This window comes from Thermaurantimonas aggregans, assembly GCF_003851885.1.
In the GTDB taxonomy this organism is placed as follows: domain Bacteria; phylum Bacteroidota; class Bacteroidia; order Flavobacteriales; family Schleiferiaceae; genus Thermaurantimonas; species Thermaurantimonas aggregans.
Genome location: NZ_BHZE01000003.1, coordinates 29503 through 43787, shown reverse-complemented (window position 1 = coordinate 43787; position 14285 = coordinate 29503). Strand labels below are relative to the sequence as shown.

Sequence of the window (14285 nt, the reverse complement as noted above, 5' to 3'; positions counted from 1 at the left end):
ATTTAATCTCCTTTTATCAATGCTGCTAATTGTGTTTTATTGATACGTTCTTTAAATGAAATTTTAATCTTTTGGCCTTTGTAGTGTTCGTTTAATGCCTCAAAATACTTTTTGGCAAAGTCAATTTTTCCTTTTTCATCTTCGGGAATTTCTGTTGACGATTTATATCCTTTGGCTTCTACTACAAGGTATATTTTGTTGCCTTTGGTGCTTTTTAAGCAATAGCAAAAATCGGGGTTGTAATCTCCCAATGGTGTTTTGATTTTCAGGCGAGGCAATTTACCGAAAATTTCAATACTTTCAATATCAGGGTCTTGCTCCACAATTTCCAATTCAAAATCGCTGTCGTATTCAATTACTTCTTCAAATACCCATTTGGTTTTCAAACTGAAATCGCCTGCAATGTCTTTTTGAAATTTGCCTACGCTTCCTGTATCTAAATAGGTTTTGCCTTTTTCTGTTTTGAAGACATTTGGCAAACCTGTCCCGTTAATACCGTCATACTTAATATTTGCTTTGAGCATAGCAATTAAGTTATTGTTGATTATTTGGGTAATTTCCCTTTGTGCCTGTTCAGGATTGTTGCAGAGCATTTTGGTCTTGAAATCATTGCTCAAGGCATTGAAAATCTTTACCACAAAAGAAATTGGCGTTTTGGTGTTGTTGGACAAAGTGCGAACCAACTCCAAATAATCAACTTTGCTTTTGTAGGAAACTGTGTCGGTTAGTTTTTCTGTAATTGCTCCATGTTGGCCAATTTTGTTTACATTTAGTTCCGCACGAATGGTTTGTAACAAAATTTCATCAATGTTGAGGTCTTCTATTTGAGTTTTAATGTTTTGTATCAATTGTTCTTCTTGTTCTTCGGTCAAATTTTCCAACACATAAAAAGCATTTTTATTGATAGCGTTCCAAAGGTTTTGGAACTCTTGCAAATGCGTTGGCTTTATGAAAACTTTCTTTTTCTCTTTTTTCTTCTCCGCTTTCTGAACGTAAGTGCTTGTATCGGTTGCAAATAAGCTTTCAATTGCTTTTACTTGTTCTTCGGGTAAATTCTGCTCTTTAAGAATTTTTGAAAAATCAGGTGATTTTTCGTAAATTTTCTGTCCGTCAACAATTGCCTTACGAACAATCATTTTCTTGTCTATCAATACATCATCAACCAATGTAACAATTGTATCATCATCAAAGCCCGATTTTTCTTTAAGTATCTTAATGAGTTCTTGTTCGGTAAATGTTTCAGAAATGAGGAATGAATTACTTAAAATTTCATTTTGAATAGCCTCAACAAAACCGTGTTCTTTGTTTGATACAACCACATCAAGGTTATTGATTTTCCAAAATGCTTCCTGTTCGTCATTCAGGTTTTTGAGTGTTTGACGTTGTAAATTTTGATTTACGCAAATGCGTAAACCTCTACCAATTTGTTGCAATTTTGATATTTCGCTTCCCTGATTGGAAAGTTTACAGATGGTAAATACATTCGGGTTGTCCCAACCCTCTTGTAAGGCCCAAATGGAGAAAATGAAACGAGTAGGACTTTCAAACGAAAGCAACTTCTTTTTGTCTTTCAGAATTTCATCAACTCCTGCTTTTACTTTTTCGTCTGTGTTTCCTTTATCGCCAGAAAAATATCCTTTATGAACCTGTAAATTATTTTCGCTATCAAAATCGTTTTGCAAGTATTTATAATATTCACTTGTTTGGTCAAGTTTGCTTAAAATTTCAAGGCGTTGTTTTATGTATTCTTCTTCAAAAAAGTTCTTGATTTTAGGATTGTCGCCTCTGTAAAGACTTATATCATTACCCATAAAAAATAAGGTCAATGCTTTTATGCCTTGTTCAAATAATGTCTTTTCTTTTTCAAAATGAATTTTGATGGTTTCCTTAATCATTGCCCGCAACGATTCGTCCGACAAAGAGTAATCAACCTTTTCAATCGTATCGTCCGATAAAACAATGTTGTCCTTGTTTATTTTTTTAATGCTTTTTCCGTTGAAAACTGCACCTATGCCTAATTCTCTTCTAGTAATAATTCCGTTGGTTAAAGTGCTTACAATTGCTTTTTTGTTTTCAATGCCAATGAGTGTGTCTGTATTCTCAACTATGTCTTGGGTATAAACCACAATTTTCTTAACTAAACTTTGTCGGAACGAAGAAATGCTGTCTAACACATACGCTACATTTGACAAAGGCAAACTATCTTTCTTTTTCGGGAAAGTAGCACCAAAACGCAAGTAATAATTATCAAACCCTTCAAAGTATTTTTTAAAGGCATCACCATCAAAACGATGAGGTTCGTCCATTATTACGATTGGATTTAAGCGTTTTAAGCATTCCAAATATGATTTTGGCGGTTCCTGATTATTTACAAATAATTCGGGATGGTTCATTTCTCGTTCTAACGGTCGATTTAGAATATTGTCTTTGTGGCTAAATGAGCTTGGTGTCATTACCAAAACCGATAAGTGAGAAGTGCCAATAAATTGTCTTACGGCTGAAATGTTTCCTCCTTCGTAAACAAAAACTTCGATTTCTTTTTCTTTTTCATTGGCATATAAACTCTTAAAATATTCTTTGGTATCGTCTAAATTTGTTTTAACCCCCTCACGGATGGCAACAGACGGAACAAGTATGATAAATTTCTTATAGCCAAAGTGTTTACAAAGTTCAAAGATAGTTTTAATATATGTAAAAGTTTTCCCTGTTCCTGTTTCCATCATTATGTCAATGTTCTTGGTATCTTGAACAGGAAAATTGTATTTGTTCTTTTTATGGTGTGCTGTCAGCACCTCACCAAAATTCGCTTTTTGGCGAAGGCTTTCAAAAAGACTGATAATGTTTGTAACACAGTCCTCTTGATAGCTTTGTATTTCGTATTGAAACTGTTTTGTTTCTGTTTTTGTCGTCATTTATTACTTCAATTATCCAATTGTCAAAGTTAAAATTTAATACCGTTGTCTGCCCGTTTTTCTCTTGAAATCCATTCGTATTGTGTCAGAGTGGTGGGTGGGCTTGGGTGCGTAGGCAAGAGCAAGCTCTTTTGCATTTTTTGGGTCGGCTTGTGCATTGACAAAAATGCAAATGTGCTTGCTGTGCGGTGGCTGTCTTTCAAAAATGGTTTTAAAAAATGTGCGGTGGGAAAAAAATAAAAAACATCGGGTCGGCTTGAGTGTCGGCTCAAATGTCCTGTTGAAGTATGGTCTTTATGTTGTCTGTCAACTGTCAAAATGGTTTACTTTTTTCTTGTCTGTTTAACGGTCATTTTCTGTTGTGTCGTGTCGTAATACGCTTGCAGCTAACGGTTTGCCGCTTGCCGCAGTGGGGGATTTCGAAGCACAAAACTGTCAATACACCACAAAAGTTGATGCGAGGCAGAATGTTCAATTAACCACGTCACCCGCCGGGTGGGGTAAAACGGAGGTTAGTGGCTGCTGTTCTGTTTTTTTAGTAGTTCTTGTTCAATGTCTTTTAATGATTTTTCATCTTTGTTTTTCCAAGTCTGTGGTCCGGTAATACTATAACCTACGATTACTGCTGCAGCAGGTGTTGCTGTGTCAAAAAGTGTATTTTTCTTAAATACATATTTGTTACCTTCCAAAACAAGAGTTTCATTTTTTATTAATTTCTCTCTAAGTTCTCTGTAACCTCTATGCAAACTTGGTTTAATGTCTTTTGCTGCTTCTGAGCCTTCTAAAACCACAATACCTTCGTCAGTCTGCAAAGCCGATGCTTTAAGTCCTGAAACAGATAGGAATAGTTCTAAATTACGTGTCATTGAAACAACTTGATTGTCTTGGGTTGTTGCAGTAAATGTATTGTGTTCGTCATTTTTTTTACTTGAAGTAGTGACATCTTCTAAAAGCTTATGTCCTAAAACACCAATTAGTAACTTGATGTAGATTAAAAATTCTTCCATTGCGTCTCGGTCAGCAGGAGGCAAAGAAGAAAGTTGTGATTGATTGTTGTTGTCAATTTTATATCTTCTTGTCGAAAAGGCTATTTGAATTAGCCGGCTTTCTAAATATTTAACATGTGATTTAGTCAGATTTTCGTCCTTGCTGACGAATAGAATTACTTCATTCCAAAACTCTTTGTTTGCTACGTGATTTAGAAGTCTGTCATAAACATTTTCTGCCTCTCCAATATAAGCTTTGGGTCGCCCGTATCTTCGTCTTGTCCGAATAGGAAATATACTCCTGGTCTTTTAGCTTCATTATATTCATTAAGTTCTGAGATACGAAGTCTAGGGCAAGAAATAGATTGGATAGTTTGATTTACTACTTCTCCAAACTTAATCCCGGTTACAGTCCCGTCTTTAAGGTAAATTCTAATGCTTTTTCCAAATGTTGTCATTCTTTTTATTTTGTCTGGTCTTGTTGTTTATACTTTCAGCTAACGATTTGCGGGTTGGCGTAGGGAGAGCTTTAAAATACTACCGATTATTTGGATTAACCTTGAACAAATATATTATATTAAAAACCCATCTACCAAAGAACTGTAACTTTACATTTAGCAAATGGCTGTAGGTGGATTGCAATTCTTTTCTTAATATGTTTTAAGTTGTCGTCATATTAGTTTTCCAAAAAATGCACCTAGTAGAGCTGATAATATTATTAAAATTATGCTGTAGAGCCAATTGTCTTTAGCAAGTTCGAAAAGTCCTTGTGGACTAATGCCATATATGTCCTTTAACTTAGACTTCGTTTTTAAACTTTCTTCTGCCGTTAATTTAAGATGTTCTCAAGTACATCAACTTTCGCTAATGTCGATTGATGCAATTTAACATATTCCATATTTTCGAAAGCAGTAGCTTCTTCGTCACCATTTAGCCAATGTTTGGGACTGATTTTGTTCATTTGCATTATTGAATTAAGTCTTGGGTGTGATGAATAATTCTCTCCATATTTGTCAATAAGTAATCTTGCTAGGTCAAATTTGTTCTCGACTTTAATATCAAATGTTTTTACTCCAAAAATTTTTGCTCTTTGTTCCAATGCTTCAAATCCATAGTTGATGTTTCTCATATTCCAATGTATCCATTTATAATGTTTATGTTCTTCTACAAACTCGTAAAATTCGTTAAGCATTTCTTTTTCCAGTTGGTCATAGTTTTGATTGATTTCGTGAATTGGAATTTGATTAAGTTCCGCTACTTTATGGATTGAAAATGATTTTGTCTGTGCAGAATTTAAATATCTGACTGCTATTGAAGTTACTCTTGGTGTCTTAACATCTTTAGTATTATAGAAATTTTCACAGGAAAAGTGAATTATTAAACAATAGGAATCATTGTCATAGAGACTATTAATTGTCTGCTTTGCTTTTCTATGAGTTCTAATTCTTCTTAATGTCTTTCCCATTTATTTTGTTATTTGTCTTTTTCTAGTACTCTGTACTTAGTTTTTATGCGCAAAACTATTTTGTTTATATCAATTTTATAATGGATATGCTTTTAAAATTAGATTTTTATATCTGTGTGCTAATTTAAAACTGAATTATAAATAATCAAGAAAATGAAAGCTTGTAGATGCAAGATAATAAAAATTTTGCTCTGTATTTTACGGACGCAGAAGCCTAATTACAGCGAGTGGTCCTTTATCGCCCGTTAGCTTTCATTGTATCCAATTTGTCTGCTTGCAATATTTCTTTCCACCCATTTTCTCTGTCAATTATGATTTGGTCATCGGTTGTTGGTTTGTAAATGTCGAGGATTGAGTATTTGAAATATTGTTTTATATGGTCAAAGGATAGTTTTGTAAGTCCAACGTTTCCACCGTGTCCGGTTGCAATATATGCTCTCCAACGTCCTAAAATCCTATTTTCTCCATAAGCCGGGCCAACATACATTTTGCCATTTGACTTGTCGGTAATCAGGTAAACGCCTTTTTGATTTTATAATGCAGTTTTCCAGTTGTGTTTCTATATAACTTGTATTATCTGGTCTCATGAGATATGTATTTTATCATAACCTTGAAAAACGTCGTTGTCAAAAGTGTCGGGTAAAATTTGATAAACGTAACATTCGTCAATTACAGATTCCGCATTACGAATCATGGTCTGTGCTTTATTTTTATATTTTATGATTAATCGCACAACGTACTTTTGATATTCATGCAGGTCTTGATAATCGTAACCTACCCCATTGAGTATAAGTTTTTTTTACTAGTCCCAGGTGAAAAAGTAACCACAAATCTTCTCTGGGTTTAATTGTAACGAATACAACCGTTGCTTGTCCTTCTTTTTCAACTGTTTTTGATGCAAGCTGGTACATTTAAATATACATCACAAATCCGTTAAAGACCTATGACAGCATATTAGCAAATGGGGTTTATTCTCCAATCATATTAGCAGTTTATACTGTGTCGATAGAGTGGAAATAAAGTCCATTTTCCGGCGGCTTTATGTTTTTTTAGTGTTGAAGTGTGTGGAAAATTACAAGGTGCAAAGATGAAAAGCAAAATGAAGATAATATTATATTTTCTCGTAAAGTGCCACATAATGATTTTCGGAAATGTACTTTACTTTAAAGCCCGCTGATAATTGTTCTTTTAAATCACTCCATTTCGGATCATTTATTTTATTCAGGTTTCCATACAATAAGACGTAATCTATTTGTTTGGTTGATGTGGAATTTATGTTGTTTATCCACTGTATCTCAGAAATTGAATTTTTGTCCTTCAGGAGAATATTCGGAATTTTTTCGGAATTCCATTTGATTGGAAACCAGTTCACACTTGCTTCGTAATTTTCCAAGATTACCATCGGCTTGTCAACTCCTAAATAGTTAGAAAAATGAGTTTCCAACCAATGATCAGAAAGATTAACCGGCAACACAATGCTATTTTCGGAAATGTATTCATCAGCCATGTTTATGGCAATTGCATTTGCATCAAGCTTTTTAATTGTGTCATTTAAATGTTTAAAAAGTAGACCAAAATGTAAAATTAGGATGCTAAAAATGAGTATGCCATTAAACTTTGTAGCAACTGACCTGGAAACTACCCAAACAAGTCCCAGCATATATAAAATCAGACAATATCTGTCAGACATCATCCCGGCACTTGAACCATTTGGAGTAACGAAATAGAGGAAGATAGAGAGTAATAAAGGTATTGCTATTACATTAGCTTTTTCAATGTTGTTGTAATTCGATTTTTCCTCATTGTTTAGCAGAAAACTGGTGCCTAAAAGCAGCAATAAAACGTGAAGAAATTGTTCCGTTATAATTTCTTCGTCGGCATAATCAAATACTATGAATGGTCTTGCATCATTTATCCATTTAATCAATTCTTTTACAGAATATGCCTCCTCTGAAGGATAAAACTGTACGTTTACATAAAATATTAAAAAGAATATTAATCCAGGCAGTGAAATAAGTAACAATATTAATAAATTCCTGCTGCAAAACCGCAATGCGTTGAGCATATCATGGTCGTCCAAATATTTTTTTACAGAAAAATACAGAACATATAGTCCCATGGTTAACCCCAAAAATCCAAATATTAAAAGATTGGAAAAATAGGTCATTGTAATCAGTAAGAAGAGAATGAAATATTTATATTTATTTTTTGAGTTAAAACTATGAATCCAATATCCCAGGGTTGAAAAAAATAATATAAACGAAAGACTAAAATTGTAAAAACCAAGATGAAATAAGAATGAGTAGATAAACGGAAAGATTAGAATGCTTAAAGAAATATTTTTTGGATTTAGCACTTTTATCAAATATCTGAATGATAAAGCCATACCAGATACGTAAATAATTAAAAGAATCTTCTCTGCCATCCAGGAAGGTAGAAAACTTTGAAAGATTAACAGAATAATGTGACTTATCCAATTTGGTATGGGTAAGTTATTTATGGAATAAAACTCACTTAAAAAATCATTACCTCTTAGTAAGTGTAAAAGAATATTGGCATTATAAAGGTGAGCAGGACCATCCATTGATGGATAAAACTTTGTAGAAAAAAGGAGAAGTACATTTATCAGTAAAGTAACGTAAAAAAGATATTTACTTTCAAAGAAAGTTGAAAAATATTGGATAATCATACACGTAATTTTAAACAAAACAAATTTAAAAAGAAGAACAGGTTATTGCACCTGCCTATACATTCATTCCAAAACTTAATCTGTCAGAATCATCTTCTTTGAGTCAACTATTTGACCATTGACAATTAAAACGTAATGATACATACCAGCCTTTAATTCAGCCCCATGGAGTATTACAGAACCTTCTCCTTTATTTTCAATGGGAATTTTTTTAAGTTGTGCACCATTTACATCATAGATAAAGATGTGTGCAGATTTTACAGTATCCGGTAAAAAATAGTTTATTTCAGTTGATTGATTGAAAGGATTGGGTTTGTTTTGAAATACTAATGGACTGTTTACAATTTGTGGTAAACCCTTCGCAATATTTGCTGACTGAGTTTTGTTCGACGCAATTTGTTCCTTGAGTTCTTGAATTTCATTTTTTAGATTACTAATATAAAGTTGTTGTTCTTTAATTGCTTCAATTACTAAAGCTATTAAATCGGTATATGCAATGGCCTTTGAACCATCTGGCATGGTTTTAACAATTCCCGGAAGCACTTGTTCTACCTCTTGGGCAATCAAACCTAAGCGATAATAAGAAGTATTTGATGATGTAGATTTCAATGAATTTTCCTCATCAATAAAGGTAAATTGGATGCCGTTTAACTTAAATACAGTAGATAATGGGGAACTAATCTTTTTAACATTTTGCTTTATTTTTAAGTCAGAGCCAAAATAACCTCCTTTCTCTACCCAAAGCCATCCCTCAGCGCAAACATAAAACCTATCTTTGTTTAAATAAGTCAAATGATAAGCACAAGTTTGTGGATAATGTACAGTAGTTCTTAGTGCTCTTCCCCAATTTGGAGCATAGGAATTAATAGATACACTTCCTTCACTAGTCACTTTTAGTTGTGAAAATCCTGCATTTAATGTAAATAAAGTTAGTAATAAGGTAATAGCTGCGTTTTTCATGACTAGTATTTTTTAATTTATACAATATTTAAAAACAAGGAGTTGGTACAATTGCAAATTCACTTCCTAATGGTACGGTAAATTCTCCGTTGATTTGAACAAAATCGGTAGCTCTTAATGTAACTTTATTATAGAAAGGTATCGTTGAATTGCTAATTGTAATGGACTTTTTAACTGCATAATTAAAGCATAATTAAAGGTAGAAAAGTTAATATTGGACTGGTTAACAACTGTGTTACAATCCATTTGTAAATTATATATTCTAACATAATCTATTTCGTATGTATATGGGAATAAAGAGTTTGGAACAAAATTCTTATTGAAATTTGTTGCAGGTACATTAATATCAACCCATATATTCATAGGAATTAGATTTTCAGCATATGGCGTGTTTGTCGAGCGAATTAATTTGTCATCGATGTAGAAGTTAATATACGATGGAGTCCATTCGCAACCAAAAGTATGATAAGAACTGAAATCCACTGTAAAATCATAAGGGTCAGGATAACTTCTCAATTCCCATTTATATAACATAGAAGTATCTTTGTAATGAACATTACAAGTATGTAAATTGGTCTCCGCATCAAATTCATAAATATCAATCTCACTCCATTCCACAGAAGGATAGGTCGACTTCCAATCTAAACTCGGCCACATCCAAAAATTTGGGCCAAAACCTTTCCCTGTGAAGTAAGAATTTTTAAGTTCAGGAATCCTGCATCTTATCTCAAAATAACCATATTTAAAAGTACTTTTTGAAAAAATCGCACCAGATGTGTAGTTTTTATTATGAGTTGTTCCATCCCAATCAATGCATGTACACGTTTGTTTTCGAACTATTAGTTTTAAAACTCCATTTTCGACTTTTCTATTACTAGAATCAGTAGTCAGGCATGATTCACCATGGCAGGTACTCCAAGGAGGATGATAGTCCCATTTTGCTTGGTCAATTGTTATTCCACTAAAATCATCTGAAACAGAATTATCAAGTATCCAGCTCTTATCATTGCCCGGATTCTGAGTATATCCGGAAAGCGAAATGAAAGTTAGAAAACACAACGAAATTGTTGCTCTCATTTTGACAAAATGTATTGGTAAATGGATTGATGGGTCATACTTAAAAGCTTTACTTAATCTGATAAGCGTTTGGTGTAATTTCTTCATATTGAAATGTAGTATGCTTCTTCCCATGTTTGCTGACGTTTGGCCGTTTGGCACAGTACAGGATTCCGGAGTACTCCACATATCAGAAGCATTGTATATAAGAACACCAAATATACAATAAAATTTTAACCAACTCCAATAGTGATGTATTTTTATGATGCATGGTTGCAATTTTGTTAACTGACGGAATTCTGCCATTGGAAGCAAAAAATTGTAGCTCAAAATCCCCAACCAAGCTGTACTCCTGTAGCAAATGAGGCGGGAAGACCATTGCCAAACCTCATCGGAAACGGAATGCTCAAAGAAACGGAAGATTGATTGGTGGAGAAGAGTTTATATCCGAGCACAGGAGTAAGACCTATTCGTCCGGACGTGTCAAAAGCCAAACGAAGGGCTATATTGGCGCGGTCTGATAAACTCCGGATAAACCCAGGATGAAACAAAAAATTGTCCATCAAAATATGTCCTCCGACTCCAACGTCCGGCACAAACTCGATGGAAAAAGCTATATCCCTGTCAAACCATAGATTGATACCAACCGGGACTCCAACCGATTGAAGGGGCAAAAAGGCATGCTTCTGACCCATCGTCTCATATAAGTGGGTTACACAACTGATGTATGCACCGATCCGGATTTCTCTTTGCACAGGTTTCTGTGTTTCAACTCCTCGTGATACCACTTGAAAAGGTGTACTCAAAATAGTAACTGTTGACAGAAGAAGTGAAAAAAAAATGGCATTTTTTACTGGTTAAATAAGTACATCTAACCTTGAAATTCAAAATGTTCCTAAATTGAAGTCAACAGGCAATGAAAATAGTACTGTGCAATTAATCGAAAAGTTTTGTGCGAAATGCAGCGCTGATTTAAAATATTTGTTAACTTTTTGGCTATCGGATGGACACGTTTTGGGTCAGAATGTGTGGAATCAAAAAACTATTGATAAAATTTTTATTTCTGATACAACTGCATGGTCCATTTCAACTTTCGGTGATGGTTGGCATATCGCATTTTGCTCTTATCAATCGTCAATGAATTTCTCCAGCTCCGATGCCAATACTTTCAGGTCTTGTTTCATTAAGTTGATATAGGCTTCCGGCTGGTCGTACATATTGGCTCTGTTGATGAGTTGAGAGGCGGTGTATTTTCCTCCTTTTCCAAATATAAGGCATAGATTTTTTCTTTGTTTTTTTCTTTGGTGTCTGCGATTTGTCCATAGCCTAACCATCTGTCCACGAGTTGTTGTCTGAGAGATTTGACACCGGAGTGTGGATTTTCATAGGTCAAATACTACCAAATGGATACGGGAAAAATTGAAGAAGTTTCCGGCGCCGTCCATATGTCTTTTAAAGCATTTCCCGGGTGGTAATACGTGATTTTTCGCTTGTTTGTCAGGATGAGAATACCCAGAGTAGCTTCTATCAGACCTGTGCCAATACCGACCACTTCAGGCGTATTTCCGGATGCAGTATTGGCTAAAAGGATACCCGCTGAAATGGCACCTATGGCTCCTGCTACAATGGCGCTGACTGTCAGTTTAGTTTCAATATGATCTTCTTTTCCCTTTACGTAGGAGGCGATTTGATCGGCGCGTTCTTCTTCGCAATCCATTTCACTTGCGATGGCCGAAATTTCGAGAGAGGAAATGTTGATTTTTTGATAGATTTTTTGAGAAAGTTCTACGATTTTTAGTTTTTTTTCCAGGGTAGGATGGATGTCGAAAGAATTTTTTAAATGTACAAATTCAGCCAATGCATCAAGGATGCCTATTGCATTGGCTGCATTGAGCGATTGGAAGGAAAATCTGTTTGTCAGAGCACTGTCGATAGCAAGAGTATGCAGGGGTTTGGGTAAATCGTCTTTTGAGTAGGTTTTTGCAATGTGTTGGCGGCAATAGTTTGTATCAGGTTGAGAGGACAGTGGGTGTTTTTAAGACCTGCACAAGAGGTCAAACCGGAAGCGAGTATTGCTGTTGTCCAGAAGATTGTTTTTTGGTATTAAAAGTCATTCTTTTTCGGTTGATTTTTTCGGATTCAGCTTTTTGTATCGACGACTTAAAAATTGCCGTAAAGGGGGGCTATTGGAGTGCAAAGCTGTAAACCTGGACAAAAGGTGGATCGTTGCACTCAGCTTCAATTTTTCACATCACCGCCAACTGCGGCTACACGTTGCTACCAGTAGGCCTTTTGTCGTCCGTGCTGGTAACCCATGGTCGATGTTTCGTTCTCTTAAGTTGGCGGGGGTCTGCGTGTTGGCTACCTTCGATAAACTCAGGAGAGCTGAGGGGCTTTGGCAATGTGCTTGCAAATAGGGTAGGCTTAGTGTTGATGTCCTTGTGGCTGATTTGTTTTAGTTCCTTGCTTACTTTGTGTTCTTATTTTCTTTTTCACTTCTCCACATCTTAGCATTTTATCACCAAAGTATGGATTATTGATTTCTTCTTTTTCGCTTAACCAAAATGCACCTTTGTCGTCTAGTGCCATTGGGCAGTATGCTACATAAACGGTCTCTATCTTTAGTCCGAATGTTTCTGCAATTTCAATAATTTGATTTGAAAGGTCAGAAAATATTTCTCGTTGTTTCTCGATGTCTTTAGCGGTTTGCAACTGTCCAATTTGCTTTTTTAGTGTAGAAAACTGCTCCAACCAAGCATTGTATGCTTCTTCGTCAAGCAACTTCTTATCAATTTTATTCAAACTTATTTCCAACTTTTTGGCGTTGGACTGTGTCATTTTAAAATCACTTTGAACTAAACTCTTGTTGAGTTCGAAATATTGGTTTACAAAATCTGTTAGTTGTTCGGTAAACTTTTCAGGAGCGGCAATTGTGTTATCCACTGCCCGATTCATCATACTGTAATTGCCATTGAGTTGTGCAGCACCGTCAATTCCAAAATTATTTAATTCTTAAACCATTTTACTGTAATTGCCATTGAGTTGTGCAGCACCGTCAATAGCGAATACTCCATTGGTAACGATTTCTTCGCCTTCGGATAAACCACTTACAACAATGTAGTAATCTCCCAATGATGCTCCAAGTGTTATCTCTCTCATTTCAAAAGAAGGAAATTCTGCATTTGGAATTTTTACATAGACAATAGAACGTTTACCAGTCCACAGTAAAGCTGTTCTTGGGATAACCACCGACTTTTCAGAAACAGGTAGTTTTGCTCTAATTTTACCCATAACAAACGTTTCTGGTTTAAGAATTAGTTGTGGATTGTTTAATTCAGCTCTTACAGAAGCAGTTCTCGTTTGTGTATTGATGAATGGGTCAATAAAAGATATGTATGCTGTAAATTCTTTTCCAGGAAGTGATGGAACGGTCAAAGTGATTTTTTGACCTACTTTCAAAAATGGCAAATCTATTTCATACGCATCCAGTAAAACCCATACATTGCTCAAATCGGCGACTTCAAATAAAACAGTACCTTTATTTACAAAATTAGCACACGTTTTTTTTATTTTTTTTAATTCGCAAAAACGTCCCAAACGACTGAAAAACCTGCACTTGCTCCAATAGCACCAGTAATGCCACCCGCTATACCACCGACAACAGTTGCAGACCCTGCAATTGCACCAGCAGTTGCACCTACACAATCAGCCACTGCGGTAAAAAACTTTTTCCAAAATGCTCTTGCCACAAAGTTTTCATTCCCATATCTGTCATTCCAGTAGGCTAAAGAATACCGCCCAACAGAAGATGAAATTAAGATATTTTCTATGTTTGCAGAACCTTTTGAAGCTAATATTTTATCTTCAAATTCTTTTACTTTACTGACAACAGAACATAAATTAGTAGAGTCGTACTCAAACAAAATGCTGTAAAGCTCAAACAAATAGTCTTTAGTTTCTTGATTTAAATCAAGACTATTTATGTATGTTTCAAATTCTCGTTCGCTACTAATATTAATGATTGGAGTAGCCAATTTTTTGGACGAATAATTTGGTATTAATTGAGAACCAAATTCGTCTCTTAGAACTTCATCGCACAAATCAAAAACTTCGTCCAAAGACATTTTTGGATTACCTTTTGATTCAATTACAGCCATTAATCTGTTATGCTCTGCCCCAGCATTGTCTTAAGGGTTCTTTTTGTTTGGAATCTCGCA

14 protein-coding genes are annotated in these 14285 nt (G+C 34.9%); all 14 read right to left on the bottom strand.

Annotated features, from left to right (window positions below; translation table 11 throughout):
* Nucleotides 1–2 precede the first annotated feature (2 nt).
* The 14 genes from EIP89_RS02110 to EIP89_RS11440 all read right to left on the bottom strand — a co-directional run bounded on the left by EIP89_RS02110 (nucleotide 3) and on the right by EIP89_RS11440 (nucleotide 14225).
* Nucleotides 3–2912: a restriction endonuclease gene (locus tag EIP89_RS02110; RefSeq protein WP_124397011.1), complete on the bottom strand. Its 2910-nt coding sequence runs from the start codon at nucleotides 2910–2912 to the stop codon at nucleotides 3–5.
* Between the two features lie 512 nt (nucleotides 2913–3424).
* Nucleotides 3425–3943, bottom strand: coding sequence for a DUF4357 domain-containing protein (locus EIP89_RS11630; RefSeq protein WP_245966078.1), 519 nt, complete (start codon nucleotides 3941–3943; stop codon nucleotides 3425–3427).
* Nucleotides 3944–4110: 167 nt separating this feature from the next.
* Nucleotides 4111–4356 carry a GIY-YIG nuclease family protein gene (locus tag EIP89_RS11625; RefSeq protein ID WP_245966077.1) on the bottom strand — a complete coding sequence of 82 codons (246 nt, stop codon included), beginning with the start codon at nucleotides 4354–4356 and terminating at the stop codon, nucleotides 4111–4113.
* 371 nt (nucleotides 4357–4727) lie between these two features.
* Complete coding sequence (locus EIP89_RS02100; protein WP_218019310.1) at nucleotides 4728–5363, bottom strand: hypothetical protein; 636 nt, start codon at nucleotides 5361–5363, stop codon at nucleotides 4728–4730.
* A 235-nt stretch (nucleotides 5364–5598) separates the two neighbouring features.
* Nucleotides 5599–5850, bottom strand: a complete 252-nt coding sequence (locus EIP89_RS11620) for a GIY-YIG nuclease family protein (RefSeq protein WP_051889463.1) — start codon at nucleotides 5848–5850, stop codon at nucleotides 5599–5601.
* Between the two features lie 624 nt (nucleotides 5851–6474).
* Nucleotides 6475–7947: a hypothetical protein gene (locus EIP89_RS02090; RefSeq protein WP_124397010.1), complete on the bottom strand. Its 1473-nt coding sequence runs from the start codon at nucleotides 7945–7947 to the stop codon at nucleotides 6475–6477.
* 180 nt (nucleotides 7948–8127) lie between these two features.
* Nucleotides 8128–9012: a tail fiber domain-containing protein gene (locus EIP89_RS02085; protein WP_051889464.1), complete on the bottom strand. Its 885-nt coding sequence runs from the start codon at nucleotides 9010–9012 to the stop codon at nucleotides 8128–8130.
* Between the two features lie 114 nt (nucleotides 9013–9126).
* The gene (locus EIP89_RS02080) at nucleotides 9127–10374 is read right to left on the bottom strand and encodes a glycoside hydrolase family 16 protein (RefSeq protein WP_124397009.1); all 1248 of its coding nucleotides are present in this window, start codon (nucleotides 10372–10374) and stop codon (nucleotides 9127–9129) included.
* Nucleotides 10375–10394: 20 nt separating this feature from the next.
* Nucleotides 10395–10823, bottom strand: coding sequence for a hypothetical protein (locus EIP89_RS02075; RefSeq protein ID WP_124397008.1), 429 nt, complete (start codon nucleotides 10821–10823; stop codon nucleotides 10395–10397).
* Between the two features lie 372 nt (nucleotides 10824–11195).
* On the bottom strand, nucleotides 11196–11402 hold the full coding sequence (locus EIP89_RS02070) for a hypothetical protein (RefSeq protein ID WP_124397007.1): 207 nt from the start codon (nucleotides 11400–11402) through the stop codon (nucleotides 11196–11198).
* 62 nt (nucleotides 11403–11464) lie between these two features.
* Nucleotides 11465–11926 (bottom strand): hypothetical protein, encoded by a 462-nt coding sequence (locus tag EIP89_RS02065; protein WP_124397006.1) that lies wholly within the window; start codon nucleotides 11924–11926, stop codon nucleotides 11465–11467.
* 566 nt (nucleotides 11927–12492) lie between these two features.
* Complete coding sequence (locus tag EIP89_RS02060; protein ID WP_124397005.1) at nucleotides 12493–13026, bottom strand: DUF3347 domain-containing protein; 534 nt, start codon at nucleotides 13024–13026, stop codon at nucleotides 12493–12495.
* A 54-nt stretch (nucleotides 13027–13080) separates the two neighbouring features.
* The gene (locus tag EIP89_RS02055; RefSeq protein WP_160160492.1) at nucleotides 13081–13665 is read right to left on the bottom strand and encodes an efflux RND transporter periplasmic adaptor subunit; all 585 of its coding nucleotides are present in this window, start codon (nucleotides 13663–13665) and stop codon (nucleotides 13081–13083) included.
* On the bottom strand, nucleotides 13644–14225 hold the full coding sequence (locus tag EIP89_RS11440) for a hypothetical protein (RefSeq protein WP_160160491.1): 582 nt from the start codon (nucleotides 14223–14225) through the stop codon (nucleotides 13644–13646). The genes EIP89_RS02055 and EIP89_RS11440 overlap by 22 nt, the downstream gene beginning before the upstream one ends.
* Between the last annotated feature and the right edge of the window lie 60 nt (nucleotides 14226–14285).

Coding starts and splice junctions, on each gene's coding strand:
- EIP89_RS02110 (WP_124397011.1), bottom strand. CDS start 2,912: ATGACGACAAAAACAGAAACAAAACAGTTTCAATACGAAATACAAAGC.
- EIP89_RS11625 (WP_245966077.1), bottom strand. CDS start 4,356: ATGACAACATTTGGAAAAAGCATTAGAATTTACCTTAAAGACGGGACT.
- EIP89_RS02100 (WP_218019310.1), bottom strand. CDS start 5,363: ATGGGAAAGACATTAAGAAGAATTAGAACTCATAGAAAAGCAAAGCAG.
- EIP89_RS11620 (WP_051889463.1), bottom strand. CDS start 5,850: ATGTATGTTGGCCCGGCTTATGGAGAAAATAGGATTTTAGGACGTTGG.
- EIP89_RS02090 (WP_124397010.1), bottom strand. CDS start 7,947: ATGGATGGTCCTGCTCACCTTTATAATGCCAATATTCTTTTACACTTA.
- EIP89_RS02085 (WP_051889464.1), bottom strand. CDS start 9,012: ATGAAAAACGCAGCTATTACCTTATTACTAACTTTATTTACATTAAAT.
- EIP89_RS02080 (WP_124397009.1), bottom strand. CDS start 10,374: ATGGCAGAATTCCGTCAGTTAACAAAATTGCAACCATGCATCATAAAA.
- EIP89_RS02070 (WP_124397007.1), bottom strand. CDS start 11,402: ATGGTTAGGCTATGGACAAATCGCAGACACCAAAGAAAAAAACAAAGA.
- EIP89_RS02060 (WP_124397005.1), bottom strand. CDS start 13,026: ATGATGAATCGGGCAGTGGATAACACAATTGCCGCTCCTGAAAAGTTT.
- EIP89_RS11440 (WP_160160491.1), bottom strand. CDS start 14,225: ATGGCTGTAATTGAATCAAAAGGTAATCCAAAAATGTCTTTGGACGAA.